Origin of the sequence: Chania multitudinisentens RB-25 (assembly GCF_000520015.2) — a bacterium.
GTDB lineage: Bacteria > Pseudomonadota > Gammaproteobacteria > Enterobacterales > Enterobacteriaceae > Chania > Chania multitudinisentens.
Genome location: NZ_CP007044.2, coordinates 4363392 through 4387790 on the forward strand (window position 1 = coordinate 4363392; position 24399 = coordinate 4387790).

General features: G+C 51.1%; 25 protein-coding genes and 1 other annotated feature. Of the genes, 11 read left to right on the plus strand and 14 right to left on the minus strand.

The genetic code is table 11. From position 1 onward, the window contains the following. From Z042_RS19285 to Z042_RS19315, 8 genes are all read right to left on the minus strand, one after another. Positions 1-522: a fimbrial protein gene (locus Z042_RS19285; RefSeq protein ID WP_037406170.1), complete on the minus strand. Its 522-nt coding sequence runs from the start codon at positions 520-522 to the stop codon at positions 1-3. 14 nt (positions 523-536) lie between these two features. Next, positions 537-1025, minus strand: a complete 489-nt coding sequence (locus Z042_RS19290) for a fimbrial protein (protein WP_024911838.1) — start codon at positions 1023-1025, stop codon at positions 537-539. A 19-nt stretch (positions 1026-1044) separates the two neighbouring features. Further along, positions 1045-1584, minus strand: coding sequence for a fimbrial protein (locus tag Z042_RS19295; RefSeq protein ID WP_236849195.1), 540 nt, complete (start codon positions 1582-1584; stop codon positions 1045-1047). A 63-nt stretch (positions 1585-1647) separates the two neighbouring features. Then, positions 1648-2397, minus strand: coding sequence for a fimbria/pilus periplasmic chaperone (locus Z042_RS19300; RefSeq protein WP_024911836.1), 750 nt, complete (start codon positions 2395-2397; stop codon positions 1648-1650). Between the two features lie 12 nt (positions 2398-2409). Then, a complete protein-coding gene (locus Z042_RS19305) occupies positions 2410-4983 on the minus strand; it encodes an outer membrane usher protein (RefSeq protein WP_024911835.1) in 2574 nt (857 codons plus the stop codon). A 124-nt stretch (positions 4984-5107) separates the two neighbouring features. Continuing rightward, positions 5108-5551 carry a fimbrial protein gene (locus Z042_RS19310; RefSeq protein ID WP_154666999.1) on the minus strand — a complete coding sequence of 148 codons (444 nt, stop codon included), beginning with the start codon at positions 5549-5551 and terminating at the stop codon, positions 5108-5110. Position 5552: 1 nt separating this feature from the next. Then, entirely contained in the window at positions 5553-5693 is a 141-nt protein-coding gene (locus Z042_RS26155; RefSeq protein ID WP_154667000.1) for a hypothetical protein, read from the minus strand. 16 nt (positions 5694-5709) lie between these two features. Then, complete coding sequence (locus Z042_RS19315; protein WP_024911833.1) at positions 5710-6246, minus strand: fimbrial protein; 537 nt, start codon at positions 6244-6246, stop codon at positions 5710-5712. Positions 6247-7384: 1138 nt separating this feature from the next. On the opposite strand from Z042_RS19315, the gene Z042_RS19320 reads away from it, so the two are divergent. After that, positions 7385-8005 carry a glutathione S-transferase family protein gene (locus tag Z042_RS19320; RefSeq protein WP_024911832.1) on the plus strand — a complete coding sequence of 207 codons (621 nt, stop codon included), beginning with the start codon at positions 7385-7387 and terminating at the stop codon, positions 8003-8005. Positions 8006-8086: 81 nt separating this feature from the next. Here the strand turns inward: Z042_RS19320 and Z042_RS19325 are convergent, their stop codons facing one another. Further along, entirely contained in the window at positions 8087-9190 is a 1104-nt protein-coding gene (locus Z042_RS19325; protein ID WP_024911831.1) for a PQQ-dependent sugar dehydrogenase, read from the minus strand. Between the two features lie 244 nt (positions 9191-9434). Here Z042_RS19325 and Z042_RS19330 point away from each other — a divergent pair, with 244 nt between their 5' ends. Together Z042_RS19330 and Z042_RS19335 are read left to right on the plus strand one after the other, a co-directional pair. Continuing rightward, positions 9435-10415, plus strand: coding sequence for a magnesium and cobalt transport protein CorA (locus tag Z042_RS19330; protein WP_024911830.1), 981 nt, complete (start codon positions 9435-9437; stop codon positions 10413-10415). A 458-nt stretch (positions 10416-10873) separates the two neighbouring features. Further along, a complete protein-coding gene (locus Z042_RS19335; protein WP_024911829.1) occupies positions 10874-11689 on the plus strand; it encodes a DUF4225 domain-containing protein in 816 nt (271 codons plus the stop codon). Between the two features lie 37 nt (positions 11690-11726). On the opposite strand, the gene Z042_RS19340 is transcribed toward Z042_RS19335, so the two are convergent. Continuing rightward, the gene (locus Z042_RS19340) at positions 11727-12065 is read right to left on the minus strand and encodes a hypothetical protein (RefSeq protein ID WP_024911828.1); all 339 of its coding nucleotides are present in this window, start codon (positions 12063-12065) and stop codon (positions 11727-11729) included. Beyond that, positions 12065-12544, minus strand: coding sequence for an Hcp family type VI secretion system effector (locus Z042_RS19345; RefSeq protein ID WP_024911827.1), 480 nt, complete (start codon positions 12542-12544; stop codon positions 12065-12067). The genes Z042_RS19340 and Z042_RS19345 overlap by 1 nt, the downstream gene beginning before the upstream one ends. A gap of 670 nt (positions 12545-13214) precedes the next feature. Between Z042_RS19345 and rimO the strand changes: the two genes are divergently transcribed. Next, the gene (gene rimO / locus Z042_RS19350) at positions 13215-14546 is read left to right on the plus strand and encodes a 30S ribosomal protein S12 methylthiotransferase RimO (RefSeq protein ID WP_024911825.1); all 1332 of its coding nucleotides are present in this window, start codon (positions 13215-13217) and stop codon (positions 14544-14546) included. A 56-nt stretch (positions 14547-14602) separates the two neighbouring features. On the opposite strand, the gene Z042_RS19355 is transcribed toward rimO, so the two are convergent. Both Z042_RS19355 and speB read right to left on the minus strand, forming a co-directional pair. Beyond that, on the minus strand, positions 14603-15979 hold the full coding sequence (locus tag Z042_RS19355; protein ID WP_024911824.1) for a sodium:solute symporter family protein: 1377 nt from the start codon (positions 15977-15979) through the stop codon (positions 14603-14605). A gap of 33 nt (positions 15980-16012) precedes the next feature. Continuing rightward, the gene (gene speB, locus Z042_RS19360; protein WP_024911823.1) at positions 16013-16984 is read right to left on the minus strand and encodes an agmatinase; all 972 of its coding nucleotides are present in this window, start codon (positions 16982-16984) and stop codon (positions 16013-16015) included. 248 nt (positions 16985-17232) lie between these two features. On the opposite strand from speB, the gene Z042_RS19365 reads away from it, so the two are divergent. Next, the gene (locus Z042_RS19365) at positions 17233-18141 is read left to right on the plus strand and encodes a LysR family transcriptional regulator (protein WP_024911822.1); all 909 of its coding nucleotides are present in this window, start codon (positions 17233-17235) and stop codon (positions 18139-18141) included. Positions 18142-18165: 24 nt separating this feature from the next. Here Z042_RS19365 and Z042_RS19370 read toward each other — a convergent pair whose 3' ends face one another. Further along, complete coding sequence (locus Z042_RS19370) at positions 18166-18990, minus strand: SDR family oxidoreductase (protein ID WP_024911821.1); 825 nt, start codon at positions 18988-18990, stop codon at positions 18166-18168. A 252-nt stretch (positions 18991-19242) separates the two neighbouring features. Between Z042_RS19370 and hisL the strand changes: the two genes are divergently transcribed. From hisL to hisH, 6 genes are all read left to right on the plus strand, one after another. Further along, entirely contained in the window at positions 19243-19290 is a 48-nt protein-coding gene (hisL, locus tag Z042_RS26160; RefSeq protein WP_100396937.1) for a his operon leader peptide, read from the plus strand. Then, positions 19266-19401: a sequence feature (His leader region), on the plus strand. Its footprint overlaps the gene before it by 25 nt. 57 nt (positions 19402-19458) lie before the next feature. After that, the gene (gene hisG, locus Z042_RS19375; RefSeq protein WP_024911820.1) at positions 19459-20358 is read left to right on the plus strand and encodes an ATP phosphoribosyltransferase; all 900 of its coding nucleotides are present in this window, start codon (positions 19459-19461) and stop codon (positions 20356-20358) included. A gap of 4 nt (positions 20359-20362) precedes the next feature. Further along, a complete protein-coding gene (gene hisD / locus Z042_RS19380) occupies positions 20363-21670 on the plus strand; it encodes a histidinol dehydrogenase (RefSeq protein WP_024911819.1) in 1308 nt (435 codons plus the stop codon). After that, positions 21667-22743: a histidinol-phosphate transaminase gene (gene hisC / locus Z042_RS19385; protein WP_024911818.1), complete on the plus strand. Its 1077-nt coding sequence runs from the start codon at positions 21667-21669 to the stop codon at positions 22741-22743. The genes hisD and hisC overlap by 4 nt, the downstream gene beginning before the upstream one ends. Next, positions 22740-23807, plus strand: coding sequence for a bifunctional histidinol-phosphatase/imidazoleglycerol-phosphate dehydratase HisB (gene hisB, locus Z042_RS19390; protein ID WP_024911817.1), 1068 nt, complete (start codon positions 22740-22742; stop codon positions 23805-23807). The genes hisC and hisB overlap by 4 nt, the downstream gene beginning before the upstream one ends. Next, positions 23807-24397, plus strand: coding sequence for an imidazole glycerol phosphate synthase subunit HisH (gene hisH / locus Z042_RS19395; RefSeq protein WP_024911816.1), 591 nt, complete (start codon positions 23807-23809; stop codon positions 24395-24397). Before hisB ends, hisH begins: the two co-directional genes overlap by 1 nt. Positions 24398-24399 lie beyond the last annotated feature (2 nt).

The following is a 24399-nucleotide window of genomic DNA, read 5'->3' on the forward strand; positions in this document are numbered from 1 at the left end:
CTACTCATATTCCAATAAAAACGTTGCACTGGCGCTAAAGTTACCCGGGGTAATCGTTTTCTTGGTAATCGCTTCGGGTTCCCCTTGCACATAGGCACGCAGGTTGAGCGTATTATTCCCCGCAACCAACCCCTGGTTATAACTGGCCGTATTTAACGCCACCAGATTGCCCTGCGTTGTTTCGATACCAATGGCAATTCCGCTGGTCTGGCTTGCACCCGATATCGCCAATAACCCATGCAGTTTGGTATTTTCAATACCGGAAAAGGTGAGCTTGACCATATTGCCCAGGCTGATATCACAATCATTCAAATGCAGCACCAGTGGTTGCCCAAGAGTGCGGCCATTGCGATACAGGTATTTATCTACGATCACATCAAAATCGACACTGAGGTTTTCATCAGCTACCCGTAACGTACAGGGTTCTGCGACTAATGCCCCTTTGAAACGTAGATTATCGGCAGCCAGAGAAAGGCCGGGTAAAGCAACCAACATACACAGTAACCGCGCTGAAAATCGCATCCTCTGTTCCCCTATTATTGGTAGTCGGCCAGCAGCGTTGCTACCGCTTCAAAAGGGCCTTCGTTTAACAATACGCCCGGCCGTTGCACAGGCACGGCCTTCAATTGCGGTTTGTTAGCCGGCGTAATGCTGATATCGCTGCCCAGTACAAACGGCTGGTCATCACGCAGGATCTTAATTCCCAGATTGCTGATATTGGTTTGCACCGCCGCATTATCAAACGCAGTACTGCTGCCCATCAGCTTCAGTTTCAACACCCAACCATAGGTATTAGGTTCGCAGACCAGCGTATAATTAATGCCCTGCATATAATTAACGCCATCGACCTTTTTAATCCCGACTCGTTCGCCGAAATCCACAAAGATGTTATTGCCACTGTTGATGGAACAGGGAGGAGGCTCGATCAGTGTTCCACGAAATGTCATATCGCCCCCCGCTGCGAGCGCCACCGGTAAATAACTGCCCAACCCCGCCACCAGCAGGGATAACAAAAAAATCCGCATGATTTATGCCTCCCGGTGTTCACTGATAATCAATTAATAACGTCGCAGAGGCGGTAAATTCCCCGCCCGTCAAGTTTGTGCCGCTCCGCTTGACGGGTACTGCATACAGCACAGGCTGGCTGGGATAGGTATAATTAAACCAGGTGTTGATATTTAGCGGTTGTGTGCCCCGGTACAATGCGATGCCCAGCTCGGTTTTATTGGTTCTCAATACACCCAGATTAAAACTGGCCCCATTGCCCTGTATGCGCATTTGCAGATTATTGGATTTTTGGATATCGCAGCTCAGGCTATAAGTAATTGCCTGTTTATAGTTAACGCCATCGATACGGCTGGTCATCACCTCATCACCGAAATCCACCTGAATAGTCTGGTTATTATTAATCGTACAAGGCGGAGGAACGATCACCGTCCCTCTGATATTTACCGGCATATTGGCGTTGGCCGGGGCAAGTGTCAGCAAAGCGTACCAGAGCCCTACGGTGTAACAGAGCCCCACACGCCTCGGTTTCATTTCCCCCTGACAATGCCCGCCCGGAACAGGATAATAATGTTGCATACGTTCTCTCCTAGCAGACATGAGCCATGCCTTTTCCTGCCACCCGTCATGACCGACTTGCACTTAACCCTTTTTCTCCGACACCACTTGGCAACCGGTTCCGCCACAGCGGAACGTCAGTACCGGGCGGCCACCATAGTCGTTGACGTAGGTCAACGCCGGTGAATCGCCCAATACAGCAATGCCTACCCCCAACGGGGCGCTGCTCTTCGGATCCAGCATCAGCGGTTCAAAACCTGGTGCACTTATCCCCTTCTGGCTCCCCGCATCCACCAGCGTCACGTAATAAGGCGTTGGGTTATTAACCACATATTTATCGCCCTGCTTCGTTAGGGTCAGTTGTTCCTGCCAGGGTGTCGCCATCTCTGCGGTAGTCTTCATCAGGCTCTTGGGCCGATAAAACAGCTTGATGCGCGTTTGCAGCGCGATCTGCAAGGTGTTCGCCTTATCGCTCTTTGGCGGGATTTCACGCAGGTTAAAGTAGTACAAGGTTTCCCGGTCCTGCGGCAGTTGGCTCACCACCGGCAACGCCTGAATTTTTACCTGGCTTTTCGCCCCCGCTTCAATGCGCTGCACCGGCGGCAGCACGGCCAACGGGCTGGTCACCTTATTACCTGCGGCATCTTCTATCCAACCCTGTGCCAGGTACGGTAATTGCAGATTGTCATTTTTCACACTCAGGCTGATGGACTTATCTCCCCCGGCAAAGATAATCCGGGTACGATCCAGCGCAATGGCCGCCTGAACCTGTGCCGTCATTGCACACAGCAAGGTTCCGCTAGCCAACACCATCCCTATATTGTTTCTCTTCATCTCATGTTCCATTTATCGTCTTGTCTCCACCGTCGCCTGCACGGTGGCCAGGTCTGTGGTCTCTGTTTTCGGGGCTATCGCCCGGCATGGCAACAGCAGTTCACTCATTCCGTCAGCCAGCAGTTCAGTAGGCAATGTCAACTCGCACTGCGCCTGTTCATCCCAATGCACCGTCATCATCTCACCGCGTTCAATGCCGCTCAGGTACACGCTGCCACCGTCGTTGACGATCCCCACATCGCGTTTTTTCCGATTCTGCACGGTGGCCCCAAAGGGCGGCATGGTGCCGTCCGCCAGCCGGATCACCGCCATCGCTTTTTCCCCCGCAACGACGTCAAAGCGGCGGTAGCCTATCGCCCCTTCGGTCAAAGTCGCCTGCACCACCGACTTCGTCGCTTCGGCATTCTCCGGCAACTGGTCAAGAACGATACTTACCTGGTTGCGGTAATAGTTGTTCATATCCGCTACCACCGCTTTGCCGAAACGGTTGGTCAGCACCGGTGCGCCATAGTTACTAATGGGGATCCCCGCCACCCCGTCGGTATCAACCAGCAGACGAGTTCCACCATGTATTGCCCCCCGGTGCAGCGCCGCCCCTTCACGGGTCGCGGTCATCCCCCCCTGCAAAGCCAACCCCACCACGCTGTAGCTCCCGACCTGAGTACTGGCGGTGGCATTAATCTGCGCCCAATCCGCCTGGTGGTTATAGAAGCCGCTCGCCAGCGCACCTTTGCGGGTCCAGCCGCTGCTCACCTGATAGCTGTCACGATCATTCACACGGGCGGTGTAACTCACCCGGTGTGTGTTGTCATTACGGTCTAGCGTGCCGCTGTAGCTCATTGAGTCATAGTTGCCCCAAGGCAGCGACAGCGACAGGAACACCCCATCATCATTCAACCCATTGTATTGATTGCGGTAACCGGTCATCGACAGGCTGAGGTTCTTGAAGCGGCCGAAATCAAAGTAACGCATCAGCGACAGGCTATAGCGATCGTTGGCATCCCGATCCCAGTAAGTCTGGTGGTCATAGTTCAGGTTGGCCATCAGCCCGATACCAACGAACTGCTGGCTGTAAGACACCGAGTACATTTCTTTGCTGTTCTGGCTGCGGGTGCCCAGGTTGCGCGCTTCAATAAACTCGCTCATGGTCATAAAGCTGCGTTCCGAGAAGCGGTAGCCGGCAAAGGTCACCTGCCCACTAATCTGATCGAAGTTCTTCGAATAACGCAGGCGGTACGAGCCCCCTGACAGAGATTCCTGCCGTGGCAAACGCGCCCATGACTGCGTCACGTCAAACGATAATGCGCCAAACGCCATCAGATCACGGCCGATCCCCAGCGCCAAGGCGTTGTACTCATCACCGGCCACACCACCCCCGAACAATGACCAGCCATTGTTGATCCCCCAGGAGAATTCACCGCTGCCAAACAGCGGGCCCTGTGTGCGGTGCCGCCAGTCGGTCGGCCGGCCGCTGGCCAGTTTGTAGCGCAGCATGCCCGGCCGCGTCAGGTAAGGAATACTGGCCGTATTGATGCTGAACGCCTGTACGCTGCCATCCTGTTCTTCAACCCGCACATCCATCAGCCCGGAGACGGTATTGCTCAAATCCTGAATACGGAACAGCCCGGCCGCCACCAGCGTTTCATACAGCACCCGTCCTTGCTGGCTGACCACTACGCGGGCGTTGGTACGCGCCACTCCACTGACTTCCGGCGCATAGCCGCGCAGGTTGGGTGGCAGCATGGCGTCATCGCTCACCAAGCCAAAACCGGTGTAACGGAAACTGTCAAAAATGTCGGAATTCAGGAAATCCTCGCCCACCGTCAGCTTGGCGCGTAACCGTGGTATCGCCCGGTAGGCGATGTACTGTGTCCATTCGAAATTTCGCCGGGTCGGCTGCCCTGAGCCGGTCTGATGATCGATTTGCCCCTGCCAACTGGCACGCAACCGCCAGCTTCCCGCGTTGGCCCCCACCACGCCGTTACCGTTCAGGTTATACCCCTTCTGCACATTGCCATTTTGCGTCTGGCGCTGATTCTGCGCGTTGAGGTTGTAATCCAGCAGCAACCCAGGAATGCCATCATCCCAGCGCGCAGGCGGGTCCCAATCGGCGGCGCTGTACTCCAGATAAGCCTGGGGAATACTGAGATACAGCGTGTTGCTGCCTAAATCAGGGCGCACCGTCATCCCTTCAAGACTGGCGATCGCCAGACACTGACCGTTATGCCACCAGACCAGTTGACGGGTAAATTCTTCCTTTAGCCCCATCTGCTCTACCAATATCGGTGAAAGGCAGGCTTCCGTACTGGTTGCGTCCTTTTCCGCCGGGTAAAACGGGATCGATTGTTCTGGCAATTCTTGTTGATTAACATTGACCACCAGGCTGTATTCACCTGGCATCACATAGCCTGCGCGGGCAAAACGCCCCAAATCAATATTGCTGCGGTCTTGTACATCCAGCACATCGGTATTGAATTCGATAGGCCCGGCCGCAGATGCCTTGCCATTCGCCAGTGCCAGCGCAATCAGTAACGGCAACAAACGGGTACGTGGAACTGATACTCCTACACGTGGAATGCTCATCATCCATTGACCTTGTATGCGTTAATGACTTTCCCAGGCGTTATGATTGTTATTGCAGGAAACACCCTTCTGGGAAGCCAATTTCTTAATATGCGCAAATAGCCCATCATCATGTCCGGCGTGCTGCTCAGTGGTATTCCAACTGATAGCGCACTAGGGCATTGTAAGTGCCGGCCTGCAACGGCTGATTGTTGCTCACCATACGTGCGGTGTAGTGCAGCTGCATCTCCTTAGCCTGTAATACCGGTATCTGCGGCGGCAATGCTTCACCGGGAGTAGCTTCATTACCCAGTGCATCACTCAGTGCCAGTGCAACGCCTCGGGCCTCCCCTTCAACACCAAAATATCCACCGTCATTACGCCCATCAAACGTGGCGCGAAAATGCTGCCTGATCAAGATGTTATCGCCTGCATGCTTCAGCGCACAATTTACCAGCCCGATACTGAAAGGACGTGCCAATGCCTGACTGTTATTGACTATCTGCTCAAAGGGCAGCACCCCCATCTCAATAACCTGGTCACGGCTTTTCACATCAATATTGCAGGCGGGGACAACGATTGTTCCGTTCATATTAATGCGGTTCATCCCCCAGGCTGACGGTAGAGAAACAGCCCATACCAAGGGCAATAGTGAAGCGCGAGTCAATATATTCCCTAACATCCAGGCTCCCGTAACAGGCAAGATCAACAAAGACTGCATGCGGTTCCCGCATGCAGTCACATTCACGTTTAGTTGTATGCCAACGTAAAGTTGGTGATTGCGCTGAAATCACCTTCTTCAATATCCGCCACCGTTGTACCCGTGTGCCCTTGCAGATAAGCAGAGAACCTCAGGATGTTATCCCCAGCCAGCAGGTTCTGAACGGTGGTAGCAGTCCCCAGCGTGATCGGTTGGTTAGAACCATCAAACATAGCAATACTCGCACCACGAACACCGCTGATAGCCAGCAGGGTATTAGTTGCACCCGTAGCCCCACCCGCTGAACCGCTGAAGGTCACCTGCACTTTGTTCTTGGCACCAGAGAGATCGCAGCCCTGTAGCCTGATATCAAAGTTTTGAGCCCTGGATTTGCCGCCGTTCACCAGCGACACGTTCGCTACCTGGCCAAAGTCTCTGGTCTGATCGGTGCTTTCCGGCGCGATAGAGCAAGGCGCATCAATGACCTGGCCCGTAAATTTCACAACGCCTGACCCTTCATTTGCGTTTGCCAAAGACACCATCCCCAGAGACAGAACTGTAGCCAGAGCAATGTTATTCAGTTTCATGCTTTCTTTATCCTTAACACGTTAATTAACAACGAAAAAAACCAGAAATACTAATCTATGCCAATAAAAATGATCCCTACCCACGCAGCATCACGTTTATTCAGGCAATGATTAATATTGCCAAGCAGAATCCTTTAACTTGGTATATGAAAGAAGGCATCCTTTTCCTTCCCTTGATTAACGAAGAGTGACACCGAGTTCTGCAACGCTAGCCATTTAAAACATAATTATTACCTGACTGAGCTAATATAAACTCAGTTATGTTCGGCAAAATTCCCATACAAAAAGTTGTTATTGCCAGAGCCCCACCCATCGGTATTTTGAATTATCATTAAATTAAAAAAAAACTCAACACTAATATTTTAAATGTGTTTATTTTTTAGCTAACCTCTGATTACTCGATAAAGCCAAGTGCTGAAAGAGGATAACATTCAGTATTAACACATTGAAAAAATATCCCCCAAGGCCAGTAAAATCACTAAAATGATGCATTCCGGTATCATAAACACTATCAACAAAATACAATTATCGTTATATTTCAATTTGTTATTACTTTATTTAATTTCAAAAATACCATTGATATTATAGTGCACCACGTTTGATAAAAGTAAAAAAGCAGAGGTTAATTCTAATTAATAAGTTAATTTCAGGCATAAGCTCCTATTTTCAACCAATGCTAAATCTTTCACAACCATATTTACGGATAATTCTTGGGAAATTTCACGCAGCATAAAGAGAGGTTACTTATATTAAATTCAAGAAATAGTTTTTAATATATTTTGGCGATGATAAATTCATGGTTATTAAAATTCAAAAAAGCATTCACCTGAATTTTTACCACCGCTATTTTTATATTTTCAGTTGCCTTTTAAGAGGTGATTAAATTATTAATTCATTTGAGTTCCCCCCGATTCGTATTACCCGGTTCAATGCCATGTGGTAATTTTCGTCATTTCTACTAATTAGTCATAATACTCCCCCTGTTGGTGAATGGAGAAAACACGCCACAGAGGACGGTGCTAAATGGCAAAAAATGCCTTTCCGTGTGACAAACACCGTTTTATCAGGTAGGTGTAGTAAGCCGTGTCCTCTAGAGGCACTGCTTAGCGTCACTTTCTCACACATACGGAGGGGTTTTATGTTGACCATCTGGGGCCGGGCAAACTCGAATAATGTCAAAAAAGCACTCTGGTGTGCCGCAGAGTTGGAGCTGAATTATAACCATATCAACGCCGGGGGGCCTTATGGCAAAGTGAACGAGGAGCTCTATCGCTCACTCAATCCCAACGGATTGGTGCCACTGCTGCAAGACGGCGATTTTGTCCTGTGGGAATCCAATACTATTGTGCGCTATCTGGCAGCCAAGTTCGGCCAGGCACCGTTTTATCCGCAGGATCTGCCAACGCGCGCTGCCGCAGAAAAATGGATGGACTGGGCCACGTCAACCATCGTCGCCCCATTCCGTACCGTATTTTGGGGCCTGGTGCGCACGCCAGCCGAACAGCGTGATTATGCCGCCATTGCAGCCGCTACCGCCGAACTGGAACAACACTTCACTATCATTGAGCAAACGCTGGCAACACAGCCCTATCTTTCCGGCGCAGCCTTCGGCATCGGTGATATCCCACTCGGCAGCTTTATCTATGCCTGGTTTGAAATGCCGATTAAACGCCAACCACGCCCGCACATGGAGCGCTGGTATCAGCAGCTGTGCGCCCGCCCCGCTTACCAAAACACGGTCATGATACCGCTTACCTGACATGAATAGAGGGAGACAGCCTGGACTGTGTCCCTCTATTTACACTTGAGCACCGCTGGCGGCCATATTGCGCAGCACAGCCTAGTAGTCACCCACCCGCAATAACTTGCCGTTATTAGCATCGGTCAACAGATAAACATAGCCATCTGGCCCAACGCGGACGTCGCGAATACGCTCATTGCGATCCCCCAACAGGCGTTCTTCAGCAACCACTTTGTCACCCTGCAACGTCAAGCGGAGCAGTTCCCGTTGGGCCAAAGCTCCGATAAACAATGAATGCTGCCATTCAGGAAAGCGTTTAGCGTCATAAAATGCCATCCCGCTGATACCCGGCGACACTTTCCAGTAATGTAATGGTTGTTCAGTTCCCGCTACCTGCTGCCCTTGAGCTTCTGGGATCGCCAATCCTGAATAATTCACCCCGTAAGTGGCGATTGGCCAACCATAGTTTTTACCCGCGTGCAGGAGATTGATTTCATCACCACCGCGTGGGCCATGCTCGTGCGCCCACATCTCGCCACTCCAGGGATTCAGCGCCAACCCTTGTGGGTTACGATGACCATAAGACCAGATCTCGGGTCGTTTACCCACCTGGCCGACCAACGGGTTATCCGCAGGAACCTTGCCTTCCGCAGTCAGGCGTACCACCTTGCCCTGCAACTTATCGGTTTCCTGCGCCGTTGGCCGCTGGTTATTTTCACCCAGCGTAATAAACAGGTAGCCTTGGCGATCAAACGCTAATTTAGAGCCAAAATGATTCCCTACGGACAATTTGGGCTCCTGGCGGAAAATTACGCGGAAATCATCCAAGCGCGCCCCATCGTCACTCAGTTGCCCATAGCCCACCGCAGTACCCGCTTTGCCGTTATCCCCGGCCTCGGCAAAGCTAAGATACACCCGGCGGCTGGCAGCAAAGTCTAGAGCCAACACCACATCCAACAATCCCCCTTGCCCTTGCGCATAGACGGCAGGCACACCGCCGATCGGTGCCGAAAGCCCTTTTCCCTCTTGCCACAAACGCAGGCGGCCTGGGCGTTCCGTGATCAATATTCCGTGATCGCCTGGCAAAAAGGCCATCGACCACGGATGCTCGAGCTTGTCTTGCAAAGGCGTGACTATCACTGCCGCATGCAGCAAAGGGCTACTTGACAACAATAAGCCAGCAACCAACATATGACGTAGCATGTTTCCTCCTTTCCTTACTCCAGCGTGAATTAATCAGTCTAGCGCAATGAACAGGGTCTTCCCCCTTTAATCGAAATTTCAATATGTTGTATTTTTATTTTCCTGTGCTTAAGTTGATGGGGAGACAAAGGCGGAACCATAGGTATCTCCGTCATCGAGATACCCAGAACCCAAAGCATCCACCGATGCTTTGGTGAAGCATAAATGTTATTTTTCATCCCCTCACTGACGGACAGGTAACGCGATGGAACCTCAGACCATGGTTGTAAACAGCGTGGCGTATAAGGCTGGCAAACGGTTGAATGACATTACAATTGATGACATCAGCGACGTAGTCAAAGAGCCAGATACCTTTGTCTGGCTAGGATTATGGCAACCTGAAGATGCCTTTATGCGCAAGATTCAGGAAGAATTCAGCCTGCACGATTTGGCTATTGAAGATGCGCTTTGTGCCCACCAGCGCCCCAAAATTGAAACCTATGGCGATTCGCTGTTCATCGTCGTAAAAACCGCGCAATGGGAAAAAGAAGAAGTAGAGTACGGCGAAACACACTTTTTCGTTGGTAAAAATTTCTTGATCACCGTGCGCCACGGAGCATCTTCCAGCTATACGCCAATCCGGGTCAAGGCAGAAGAAAACCCAAAGTTACTGAGCCATGGGCCAGGGTTTGCCCTGTATTCCGTACTGGATTTCATCGTCGACAACTATCGCCATATTGTCGGTAAATTTGAAATGATGATCGAAGATATCGAATCCAATATGTTCAAATCGGAGTTTGATGAAACGGCGATTGAAAACGTCTACAGCCTGCGCCGGCACCTGCTTGGCCTGCGCAATGCAGCGTTACCGATGGATGAAATTTGCAATCAGTTGATTCACCTGCATGATAACGTGATCCACAAAGAGCTACGTGCCTACGTGCGCGATGTGCAGGATCACGCCCGGCATGTGGCTAGTACCCTGGATGATATGCGTGAAATGCTGACCAACGCCATGCACGTCAATCTGGCGCTGGTCACCGTGAAGCAAAACGAAGTGGTCAAACGGTTAGCTGGCTGGGGGGCGATTCTGGCGATCCCTACGGTAATATTCAGCCTGTATGGGATGAACTTTGCTGATATGCCGGAACTGAAGTTTCCCTGGGCCTACCATACCACGCTGGGCGTAACGGTTATTGGCTGCATTTTTCTATACCGAAAACTTAAGCGTTCGGGGTGGCTGTAACCTTTCTCTCCCCTCGCACCAGTAACGTTATCTGCTATCTTGTAAAGAAAAGTCATTACCTTCAGTTGACCGTGACTGACAAGATAGCAGGCAATCACTGCGCAAATTCCCGCTGTCACTATCGTTATCTGCGGAGAAAAAAGCATGGCGTGGGATGCTATTAAGTAGGTTTCAACAGGCCTTTCACTGGTCGCATTTCTCGCTGCCGTTGCCGGTTGGCTATACAAATCCTGGATAGAACGCCATCAGTGCTTGATTGATAGAAATAATTGTCTTGGTAAGTATTAATTAAATATACAACTTGAGCAAGTATCAGTAGGGTTGCTATATGAGCTGTCTATCTAATACCAAAGAGTTGTATTTGATCACTTTTATAGAGATTGATATCATAAAGTGAAGTATTAAAATAATACACGATATAACGAACATACTTTTTATTTCAAAGGAATTAGTTTTACATGGATAATTACTTTGGTTTTCGTGAGCAGGTAAAAAACTACTACCTTGAGATGGCTCTCGCAGAAGCACATGCGCTAACACGTATAGCTAACAGAGCATCTGCTTTCTACCTAAAAAATACACAGGTAAGATTTTCTTTTCGAAAAGAGATCGACGATTTAGTAAACCGCCATCTTTCAACTTGTCGTGCTGCAACCACGCAAGAGGGACAACGTAATGCATTTGTCTGTCTAAAAGCCGAACATAATTCGTTAAGAATGCAATATGAATCACTACAACTTAATAAAGCAGCCAAAGCCGTATATTTGGAAATAAAAAAAGAAAACGGTATATACACATATGTTGTTAAAGCAGTAGGCGTTGTCGCAGGAATATCACAACTAGCATCAGGAATAGCTATGGTAATAGCCTCACAAGTCACGGTAGTTAGTGGCGTTACGGGCGTTTTACTAATTTGTCATGGTACTAATAATATTTACGAAAATGCTCAATACTTCTTCACTGGCGAAGAACATACAGGTTATTTAAGAGACTTATATCGCTGGACGTCTACTAATGTTGGTTATGGTGAACATGGTGGCGATATTCTATATGCAGGCATGGATCTATCTCTTTCATTAAGGGCTTTATTTGGCAAGGTCTTAGTACCAAACGGTAGAAGCTTGTTAGGTATTAGTGGTAGAGGGGTAGACACTGAGAGATTATTTTATGCTATGTATAATGATTCAGTTACTGGCTTTAAAACCATGGGGAAATTCTCACTCTCATTGGAGATAGTAGGTGATTACATTACTATATCGGGGGCAATGAAATAGCCCACTAAAGGGTATGCCTCCTGCCTAAAGCACGAGCTTACTTGTAGTTTTTATTTTTTTCCTTAATGAAAAAAAATAAGGATTTAATATAGAGTCTCATTGGCGTTAAGAAATATGAAGGAACCGCAATCATACAAAACATAAGAACTATAATCCCAAAACCAAACAGACCATCTTTGATAATTGTTCCAATTGTGAAAATCGTTAGAATTATACCTAAAATAATGCTGACTCTTAGAGTTCTTTTACCTATATCCTTCACTGAATCAGTAATATCAAGTTGAAAAGCATTGGCATTGCTTTTTATTTTTTTAATTTCATTTTTGGTGAAATAGGACTCCAAAAGGAGTCTATTAACACTTGTTGTCTTTTTCATTAGTAAACTCTATCATCCCAAATGCTATAACCGCTGGTTCCTGCAATGTGATGCTGCCAAGAAATACTCTCATACTTTAGCGATATACTTTCTTGTGGTTGTGACTCATTATGTGTGAGTGAATTAGGATAAAATATATTAATGTCTATAATCGTAACATTAGTGAGCTTGATAGTGTAAAATAATTCTCGCCCACCACTCTGATTAGTTCTATATATATCTATAGTAGCATCTAAACGTTCATTGTCAGAAATTGCAATTCCAATTAAAGGAGATGCTTTATCGATTGGCTTAACGATCACTACAGGATGGTGACTAACATGCTGTTCTCTACTTATTGAATGATTCAACTCATAAAGATAAATCTGATCCATATGTCCGACCTGACATAAGTTGCCGATTGAATCCAGAGTGGAGCATCCAGCAGAAATCAGTCCCTGTTTTGCACCTTTTAAGGTTATATACATATCATTTGCCATAACAAATCCTTTTATGAAATCGTATCGCCAGTAATCACAACTATATTATCATATATACTCAATAACTGTCTTGTTAAATTAATGCCCGTGAGTAATTACCCTCCTTTGTGTATTTAAAGATACTCTATTCTACATTACTGCTGTAACATACATATTTTTTCGCCCCCCTATTTTAACGAAGGATATAAACAGAATCAGGTCATGCGTGGTCTATACTGCATCAGCGTATAGCCATTTTTTGGCAAACAACAAGTTAGACAACATCAAATCTGTAGGTTTTTTATTTACAGAGCCCTTTGTATAAGATTTCTTATTTATTCCTATAACTACAGTCACTCCCAAATTTAGCCGTCGTAACATCTTGCCGACTCAATCGATCAAGATTCTCAATATACAACCAGCTATCCGAAGCTATCGCCCCCGCCTCAACTACCTTGATGAAACCGCCTAATGCTGAATCAGCACCAAGATACTTTCTCTTGAATGCAGACAGGCCACTATCAATCATTTCAAGACCATATGAATCAGCATACTCGCGAGCAACATTTTTCTGCCGTGCTAAAATGCTCCCTCAGCTCTACCTCTCGCTTGACCAACGAATATAACTGTACAATTTTGGTTTTTACATCGGTAAAATCGTCGCCGTATTTCTTCTCATTGAGTAATGTCCATGTCAAATGCTATACCCAAAGCTCCGCCCCGTGTCGGCTTTGTTTCGCTAGGTTGCCCGAAAAACCTGGTTGATTCTGAACGGATCCTGACTGAGCTGCGTAATGAAGGCTATCAGGTTGTACCACGCTATGATGATGCCGAACTGGTGATCGTCAACACCTGCGGTTTTATCGACAGTGCCGTACAAGAATCGCTGGAAGCGATCGGCGAAGCATTAAACGAAAACGGTAAGGTGATTGTAACCGGCTGTCTGGGCGCCAAAGAAAACCAGATCCGCGAAGTGCACCCGAAAGTGCTGGAAATTACCGGGCCGCACAGCTACGAGCAGGTATTGTCCCACGTCCATCAATATGTGCCAAAACCGGAACATAACCCGTTTACCAGCCTGATCCCAGCGCAGGGGGTGAAGCTAACGCCGAAGCATTACGCCTACCTGAAGATTTCTGAAGGCTGTAACCACCGCTGCACTTTCTGCATCATCCCCTCTATGCGCGGCGATCTCGACAGCCGGCCGATTGGTTCGGTGCTGGATGAAGCCAAACGTTTAGTGGAGGCCGGAGTCAAAGAGTTGTTGGTGATTTCGCAGGATACCTCTGCCTACGGCGTTGACGTGAAACATCGCACCGGTTTCTGGAACGGCCAGCCGGTGAAGACCAACATGGTCAGCCTGTGTGAACAACTTTCAAGCTTAGGTGCCTGGGTACGCCTGCACTATGTTTATCCTTACCCTCATGTGGATGACGTTATTCCGCTGATGGCCGAAGGCAAGATCCTGCCGTATCTGGATATTCCACTGCAACACGCCAGCCCGAAAATCCTCAAGCTGATGAAACGCCCTGGCGCGGTGGAGCGCACGCTGGAACGTATCAAACGCTGGCGTGAAATCTGCCCTGAGCTAACGCTGCGTTCTACTTTCATCGTCGGATTCCCGGGGGAAACCGAAGAAGACTTCCAGATGCTGCTCAACTTCCTGCAAGAAGCCAAGCTGGATCGCGTTGGCTGTTTCAAATACAGCCCGGTAGACGGTGCTGCCGCCAACCAACTGGCAGATCAGGTGCCTGAAGAGGTGAAGGAAGAACGTTATCACCGCTTTATGCAGCTACAGCAGCAGATCTCTGCCCAGCGCCTGCAAGACAAGATTGGCCGTGAAGTGCTGGTGCTGATTGATGAGGTTGACGAAGAAGGAGCCATTGGCCGCAGCATGGCTGACGCTCCAGAAATCGACGGCGCGGTCTATCTGAACGGTGAAACCGGAGTGAAAGTTGGTGATGTCGTTAAAGTGAAGATCGAAAACGCCGACGAATATGACCTGTGGGGCTCTCGCGTTTAATCTATGCAGCTTACGGGATTGCGCCACGCCATCCCGTAAGCTTCTGCCCAGTGTTTTCAGGCCACCACGGCGACTTGCTGTTCACGCGTTAGCAAACTGCCGATGATAAAGGCCAGCGCGCCAACCAGTAAACCACTGTAAATCGGGCTGTTGGCCTGAATGCCATGATAGAACATAAAACCCAACACACATGCGCTGCCCATGACCATGCTGGCTATCGCCCCGGTGCTGGTGGCTCTTTTCCAGAAAATCGCGCCCACCAGAGGAATAAGCATTCCACCCACCAATAAGTTATAGGCCAGTGTCAGCGCAGACAGCACATCCCGCACCAGAAATGCCAATCCCAGCATGATGGTGCCCATCACCAGCGTGGTCAAACGCCCGGCAGCCAATCCTCCCGCTGATCGCCGCAAAACAGCGGGCAAAACATCTTCCAACGCAATCGTCGAAGACGCCAAAAGACAAGCGCTGGCCGTTGACATCAGCGCCGCCAGCGCCGCAGCCGCCACCAATCCGCTGACGCCAGCGGGTAACACTGCCTGTGCGATGGCGGCAAATGTGCCATCACTGCTCTCCAGCATCGGCAGCACGAGTTTCCCTGCCATGCCGATCACCGCTCCCGTCATACCATAGAGAATGCAGTACAGGCCCGCCCCCAAACCGGCATAGCGGGCAACCGGCACGCTGCGCGCGGTGAATACCCGCTGCCAGATATCTTGCCCAATCAGAATGCCAAAGAAATAAATCAGGAAAAACAGGATGATGGTGTCTAAACCAATGGAGGACAGTTGGTAGTAGCTCTCTGGCAACTGCTGGGTAAAGATCGCCCAGCCTCCAGCTTTGATAATGCTCATTGGCATCAGGATCAGCATCATGCCAACCGTCATGATAATAAACTGGATAATATCGGTAAGCGTCAGCGACCACATGCCGCCCAATGCCGAATAGAGCACCACCATTCCGCCACCAATCAATATTGAAACCGCAAAAGGCAAAGCAAACATCACCTGCATCACGCTGCCGATGGCAATAATGGAGGTGACCGCCACCATCAGGTCATAAGCCAGCATGATAATACCGCTGGTTACCCTGGCCGCAGGATGGTAACGCCGTGCCAAAACTTGGCTAACGGTATAAAGTTTTAGCTTAAGCAAGGGCTTGGCCAGCAAGGTACTCAGCACCACAATGCCCATCCCTAGCCAGAAGCATAGCCATAACCCTGAGATCCCATAGGTGTAGCCCAACTTCACGCTGCCAATCGTCGAAGCACCGCCAAGCACAACCGCGGACAGTGTACCTAAATACAAACCCGGCCCCAGATTGCGGCCAGCAACCAGATAAGCTTCTTTGGTGGTTGCCTTGCGAATACCTAACCAGCCCACCGCGCCGATAATCAAGAAATAGAGCACTACCACGAACAAATCGAGCCGCATAGAAACCTCCATATCATATTGTTATTAATAAGGTTATACGCATAAATTACCGGCAGGTTTTCCCGGTAAAGCCCGTTTACCCGGCAGAACGCACAGCATTTCAAACAGCAGATTGGCCGCCAACAGCGCGGTATTACCTGAACTGTCGTAAGCAGGTGAAACCTCAACCAAATCAGCGCCAACCAGATTGAGCCCCTGACATCCCCTGACGATTTCCAACCCTTGCCAGACAGACAGCCCCCCCACTTCCGGCGTCCCGGTTCCTGGTGCAAAGGCCGGATCAAGCCCATCGATATCAAAACTGAGATAAACGGCTGCCTGGCCCATTTGCTGACGTATTTCGGCCATCAACGGTGCCAAAGAGCGATACCAGCACTCCTCTGCGGGGATCACACGAAACCCCTGCTGCCGCGACCAGTCAAAATCCTCCGCTGCATAGCCACTACCGCGCAGGCCTATCTGCACCACGCGCTGTGGTGCCAGCAAACCTTCCTCATGGGCCCGACGAAAAGTGGTGCCATGGGCCAGTTTTTCGCCAAACATTTCTTCATTGGTATCGGAATGCGCATCGATATGAATCAGCCCAACCGGGCCATGCTGGCGGGCTATTGCGCGTAGAATGGGTAACGTCAGCGTGTGGTCACCGCCCAGCGTCAACGGAATGCAACCGTGGCGCAGGATGGCGTGATACGCCCGTTCAATACGGCGCACGCTGTCTGCCAGGCAGTACGGATTGGTGGCAATATCGCCCAAATCAGCCACCTGTAATTGCTCAAACGGCGCAGCCCCCGTTCCCATGTTATAAGGGCGCAACATCACCGATTCCTGGCGGATCTGCCGCGGCCCGAAACGGGTGCCGCTGCGGTTTGAAGTACCAATATCCAGAGGAACGCCAATAAAAGCGGCATCCAGCCCCTGCGCACTCTCAGCAGCAGGCAAACGCATCATGGTCGGCATTCCGGCAAAACGCGGCATCTCATTGCCGCTCTGAGGTTGATTCAGCATAGGTTTTCCTTGTCAGGCAATCATCGACTTATAACATTTACATAACAATCACAGCCTATGTCCTAACCGCCCAGCGTTACCATTCCCTGTTTGCAATGTAAACATTGAAAAAGCCAATGCGTCATAACACCTTGACCTATTGATTTTTCTTTCATTCACAGACATAAAGGACGGAAAGATCATCAGCGGCCAACCGGCCCCTCATCAATGTTGCTATAACGTTAAAAATGGCAACTCAGGGAGAGAAGATGCTCACCAACCTCAGCGATGTCGATCTCAAACTCCTGCGAGTCTTTGTGGCGGTAGCAGAAGCTCAAGGGGTCAGCGCAGCGCAAGATATGCTGATGATGAATCAGTCCACCATCAGTACCCATTTGGCGACTCTGGAAACGCGTTTGGGGTTTCGGCTATGCCAGCGCGGGCGCTCCGGCTTTCAGTTGACGCCAAAAGGAGAAAGGATGCTGATCGCCTGCCGCACACTGTTCAATGCAACGCGTGATTTTACGCGGGTCAGCCAATCGCTTAATGGCATGTTAAGTGGCGATCTGATGATAGGCCTGGTGGATAACCTGGTTTCCCTGCCGGGTATTCCTTTCAGCCACGCCATCAGGCAGTTCCGCCATCGCCATCAGGATGTTCAGTTTCAATGCCGCATCTGTTCACCCGCCGAGATTGAACAGGGCTTACTGAATCAGCAGTTGGATCTGGGTATTGGTTATTTTGGTCAACAGTTGAATGAGCTGCTTTATCGGCCATGGCTTCAGGAATCTCAGGCGATCTATTGCAGCAGTGAACACCCCCTATTTAGCGTTGTTTGCCCAACCCGCGAGCAAATCGAAAACGCACGCTGGGTAAAACGTGGTTATTTACTGGCACAGCAGCTTTGCCCGGTGGCTCCACGGGACTTTGGCGCGATGGCTTACCACATGGAAAGCGTAGCTCATCTGCTTCTCAGTGGGGAATACTTGGGATACCTGCCGACGCATTTCGCTGCTCGCTGGGTTGAACAAGGCGTGATGAAACAATTAGGGGGGCCCACATTGACTTACCAGGCACAGTTAAGCCTGGTCACGCGCCCCAGCCGCCCCAAAGAACCGTTGGCAGCACTGTTAGAGGATTTGGCCGCTAGCGCAGCGCAGTATCACGATCAAGCCTGAATCCCGCACTCGGAATACTGGCCATCAACTAACCGGCATCCGCGCCGGATCGGGGTACTGATATTCAAATCCCAACTCTTTGCAGATACGGCTACCGTCCACCAAACGCCCTTCTTGTTCCTGTTCTTCGGCAAATTGCGGAGGTTGCAGTTGCAACTGTTCAGCCAATGCCGGGTAAAACTCCCGTTTGGCCGGATGGCTTGGTGCACAAAGATTGTAAACGTGCCTTCCTTTGGGCAATTTCAGTAATAACTGAATGGCTGCGATCACATCGTCCTGATGTACTAAGTTCACCCCTTGCGAACCGCCCTTCACTCCCACCTTGCCAGCCAGGAAACGGCCCGGATGACGATCCGTTCCGACCAGCCCGGCCAAGCGCAAAATGTCTACTGAGATATTCGGCAATTCATGCAGCCAGCGCTCCAGTTCCACCAGCACCCGCCCGGAATGCGTTACCGGTTTCAGCGGCGAATCTTCGCGGATCGTGCCAGTGCTATCGCCATACACCGATATTGAACTGGTAAAAATAATCTGCGGCACCCCAAACGCCATTGCGCTGTCCACCAACATCCGCACAGCATGAAAATAGCCTTCGCTGCCCTCCACGGTACGCCGGGCTGGCAGTGTGATCACCAACACATCAGCATGCAACAGTTGTTCCAGATCCTGAGCCTCACAAAGTAACTCAGGCGTCAACTCAAGCTGGTAGCACTCAATACCACTCATTCGTGCGGCTTCAACACCGTCCGGCGTGGTTTTGCTGCCAACCACGTCAAACCCGCGGCTCATTAACGATAAAGCCAGCGGCATCCCCAACCAGCCCAAACCAATAATGGCGACTTTTTTCATTAACATCTTCTCCTGAAGAGGGTAATGCTCGGTGATTAAAAACCTACTGGGATAGGCCCTAAGGCTACGCTACTCAGCATAGGGATACAATCAGCCAAAATAAAGGTTAGGTAAAGCTATAGCTGGCTAATAATCCAACCTGTTTCAATGAATTAACTTTATGATGATAAAAAAGAGTTGCGCAAGACCGCTCCAATCGTTTAGGTTAATCAGCAACTCAGCATCAGCTGTTTTATTTTAAAGAGAAAACACATGACTCGCGTTCAGTTCAACCACCATCATCACCATCACCCTGACTAGTCTTTCAGGCGATGTGTGCTGGAAGACGGTTAGAGAATCTTCCAGTGGCGCGTAGAACGTAACAAACGCAAGAGAAAGCCCTCGGAAGATATCTTCCGAGGGTTTTTTTTTGGCTTCGGGCAGACAGAAAAATAGTTTTCACCATTTACGGATTAAACAGAGGTTACCATGTTGGATAAAGCACGTTTACGGATAGCAATGCAGAAATCAGGCCGCCTGAGTGAAGACTCCCAAGAGCTGCTGGCCCGCTGCGGCATCAAAATCAACTTGCAACAGCAGCGCCTGATTGCCTTCGCCGAGAATATGCCGATTGATATCCTGCGCGTGCGTGATGACGATATCCCTGGGCTGGTGATGGATGGCGTAGTCGATCTGGGCATCATCGGTGAAAACGTGTTGGAAGAAGAGTTGCTCAACCGCCGTGCGCAAGGCGAAGATCCACGTTACTTCACGCTGCGCCGCCTGGATTTCGGCGGTTGCCGTCTGTCACTGGCCGCCCCATTGGGCAGTGAATATACCGGCCCGCAAAGCCTGCAAGACTCCCGCATTGCCACCTCTTATCCACACCTGTTAAAGCAATATCTCGATAAACAAGGCGTTCGTTTTAAATCCTGCCTGCTGAACGGCTCTGTAGAAGTCGCGCCGCGTGCTGGCCTGGCAGATGCCATTTGCGATCTGGTTTCCACCGGTGCCACGCTGGAAGCCAACGGCCTGCGCGAAGTTGAAGTGATTTATCGCTCCAAAGCCTGCCTGATCCAGCGCGATGGCGAGATGCCCGCCGCCAAACAGCAATTAATCGACCGCCTGATGACGCGTATTCAAGGGGTGATTCAGGCGCGCGAATCCAAATACATCATGTTGCACGCGCCAAGCGATCGTCTGGATGAAATCATCGCTCTGTTGCCAGGTGCCGAACGCCCAACCATCCTGCCACTGGCAGGCGCGCAGAACCGCGTAGCGATGCACATGGTGAGCAGCGAAACCCTGTTCTGGGAAACCATGGAAAAACTGAAAACCCTGGGTGCCAGCTCCATTCTGGTACTGCCCATTGAGAAGATGATGGAGTAACGCTATGCCGAACTTCAATACCGTCGTCAACTGGGCCGAATGTAGCGTGCAGCAGCGCACCGAACTGCTGATGCGCCCGGCTATCTCCGCTTCGGACAGCATCACTCGCACGGTTAGCGACATTCTTGACAATGTAAAAGCGAATGGCGATAACGCACTGCGTGAATACAGCACCAAGTTTGATAAAACGGCGGTGGGTGCTTTACGCGTCAGCGCCGAACAGATTGAACAGGCCTGCGCCCGTTTGGGCGACGCAATCAAACAGGCCATGGCGGTGGCCGTCGCCAATGTGGAAACCTTCCACAATGCGCAAAAACTGCCGCTGGTCGATGTTGAAACCCAGCCCGGTGTGCGCTGCCAACAGGTGACCCGCCCGATCGATTCCGTTGGCCTGTATATTCCCGGTGGCTCAGCCCCGCTGCTTTCTACGGTGCTGATGTTGGCAACGCCGGCACGCATCGCCGGTTGCCGCCGCGTGGTGCTGTGTTCACCACCACCGATTGCCGATGAGATCCTCTATGCCGCCAAGCTGTGCGGCGTGCAGGAAGTATTTCAGGTTGGTGGGGCTCAAGCGATTGCTGCGCTGGCATTCGGCACCGATTCGATACCACAGGTGGATAAAATCTTCGGGCCGGGCAATGCCTTTGTCACCGAAGCCAAGCGCCAGGTCAGCCAGCGGTTGGACGGTGCGACCATCGATATGCCGGCTGGCCCCTCCGAAGTGCTGGTGATTGCCGACAGCGGCGCAACTCCGGCATTTGTGGCATCTGATTTGCTATCGCAAGCCGAACATGGCCCGGATTCACAGGTGATCCTGCTGACGCCAGATACCACGATGGCACAAGTGGTGGCACAAGCCGTTGAACAGCAGTTAGCCGCATTGCCACGGGCAGAAACCGCACGCCAAGCGCTGGCCAGCAGCCGTTTGATTGTTGCCAAAGATTTGGCCGAATGCGTGGCTATCAGCAATCAATACGGCCCAGAACATTTGATTATTCAAACCCGCAACGCACGCGATCTGGTAGACAGCATTACCAGCGCCGGTTCCGTGTTTCTTGGTGACTGGTCGCCGGAGTCTGCCGGGGATTACGCTTCGGGTACCAACCATGTGCTGCCGACCTACGGTTATACCGCTACCTGTTCCAGTTTGGGATTGGCAGATTTCCAAAAGCGCATGACGGTGCAGGAACTGACGCCGCAAGGTTTTATGAATCTGGCCGCCACCATTGAAACACTAGCAGCAGCCGAGCAGTTGATCGCCCATAAAAACGCCGTGACCTTACGCGTCGCCGCCTTGCAGGAGCAAGCATGAGCATTGAACAATTAGCCCGTAAAAATGTGCGCGAGCTGACGCCCTACCAATCGGCGCGCCGTTTGGGTGGCCAGGGCGATGTGTGGCTGAATGCCAACGAATACCCGGTTGCCCCAGAATTCCAGTTGACCGCGCAAACCTTCAACCGCTACCCGGAATGCCAACCGGCGTTGGTGATTGAACGTTACGCCGCTTACGCCGGGGTGAACCAAGAGCAGGTGCTGGTCAGCCGTGGCGCAGATGAAGGCATCGAACTGCTGATCCGCGCGTTCTGTGAACCAGGCAAAGACGCCATTCTGTTCTGCCCACCAACTTACGGCATGTACGCCGTCAGCGCCGAGACATTTGGGGTTGAGCGCCGCACCGTGGCGGCCAAGGCCGACTGGCAGCTCGATCTGCCCGCCATCGCCGCCAACCTGGGCAACGTAAAACTGATCTACGCCTGTAGCCCCAATAACCCGACCGGCAACCTGCTTGATCCGAACGATCTGCGTGCGCTGCTGGAGATGGCCAAAGGCAAAGCTATCGTCGCGATCGATGAAGCCTATATCGAATTCTGCCCACAGGCCTCCGTGGCGGGTTGGTTGAGTGATTACCCGCATTTGGTGGTGTTACGCACGCTGTCAAAAGCCTTTGCACTGGCAGGCCTGCGCTGTGGTTTTACCTTGGCCAATGCCGAGGTGATCGCCCTGCTATTGAAAGTGATCGCCCCTTACCCACTCTCGACCCCAGTAGCCGATATCGCGGCGCAGGCGCTAAGCCCCGAAGGGCTCAATCTGATGCGCCAGCGCGTTGCGGAAATCAGCGCTAACCGCGCTTGGCTGCAACAGGCGCTGCAAGACTGTGCCTGCGTTGAACAGGTGTTCACCAGCGACAGCAACTACCTGCTGGCCCGCTGCACCGCCACCAGCAATGTGTTTAAAACGCTGTGGGATCAAGGTATTATCCTGCGAGATCAACATAAGCAGCCTGGTCTTTCCGGTTGTGTACGCATCACTATTGGCACCCGTGCTGAATGCCAACGCGTTGTGGATGCCCTCAAACCCCTGCCTGGTGCCAAGGAGACCCTGTGAGCCAGAAATTCCTTTTTATTGACCGTGACGGTACGCTGATTGCCGAACCACCAGAAGATTACCAGGTTGATCGTTTAGATAAGCTGGCGCTGGAGCCGGACGTGATCCCTTCCCTGCTGGCGTTGCAGCAGGCTGGTTATACCCTGGTGATGATCACCAATCAGGATGGCCTCGGCACCGCCAGTTTCCCGCAGGAAACCTTCGATCCGCCGCACAATCTGATGATGCAGATCCTCAGTTCACAAGGCATTAAATTCGCCGACATTCTGATTTGCCCGCATAAACAGGAAGATAACTGTGATTGCCGCAAGCCGAAAATCGCCATGGTTACAGGCTATCTGCAACCCGGTGTGATGAATGCCGCCAACAGCTATGTGATTGGCGATCGCCAGACCGATATCCAGTTGGCAGACAATATGGGTATCCAAGGGCTACTGTACCAGCGTGAAACGCTGGGCTGGCAGGCAATTACCCAACAGCTGACCCAACGTGACCGCCACGCTCACGTTAACCGCGTCACCAAAGAGACGCAGATTGACGTGAATGTCTGGCTGGATCGTGAAGGTGGCAGCAAAATCAAAACCGGCGTCGGCTTCTTCGATCACATGCTGGATCAGATCGCCACCCACGGCGGCTTCCGTATGGACATCCAGGTGAATGGCGATCTGTACATCGACGATCACCACACGGTGGAAGATACTGCGCTGGCGCTGGGTGAAGCGTTGAACAAAGCGCTGGGCGATAAACGCGGCATCGCGCGTTTCGGCTTTGTGCTACCGATGGATGAATGCCTGGCGCGCTGCGCGATGGATCTCTCCGGCCGCCCGCACCTGGAATACCGTGCTGAATTTAATTATCAGCGCGTGGGCGATCTCAGCACCGAAATGGTTGAGCACTTCTTCCGTTCACTGTCTTATACCATGGCCTGCACCCTGCACCTGAAAACCAAGGGCAAAAACGACCACCACCGCGTTGAAAGCCTGTTTAAAGTCTTTGGCCGCACGCTGCGCCAGGCGATCCGCGTTGAGGGCAACACGCTCCCAAGCTCGAAAGGGGTGCTGTGATGAACGTGGTGATCCTGGATACCGGTTGCGCCAACCTTTCTTCCGTCACCTACGCGGTACAACGGCTGGGCTATCGGCCACAAGTCAGCCGTGACCCGAAGATTGTGCTGCGCGCCGACAAACTGTTTCTGCCCGGCGTCGGCACCGCGCAGGCGGCTATGGAACAGTTGGCACAGCGCGAACTGATCGATTTGATTAAAGCTTGTACCCAACCGGTGCTGGGTATCTGCCTGGGTATGCAACTGCTGGCAGAGAGCAGTGAAGAAAATAACGGTATCAAAACGCTGGGGATTATCGCGACTCCGGTAAAACAGATGACCGATTTCGGCCTGCCATTGCCACACATGGGCTGGAATCAGGTGACTGCACAGGCGGGTAACCCCCTGTTCCGTGGCATCGAGGACGGTGCTTACTTCTACTTCGTTCACAGTTATGCGATGCCGATATGCTCAAGCACCATCGCTCAGGCGAATTACGGCGAACCATTCACCGCCGCCGTACAAAAAGACAACTTCTTTGGCGTGCAGTTTCATCCCGAGCGTTCTGGCGCGGCCGGAGCACAACTGTTGAAAAACTTTCTGGAGATGTAGGC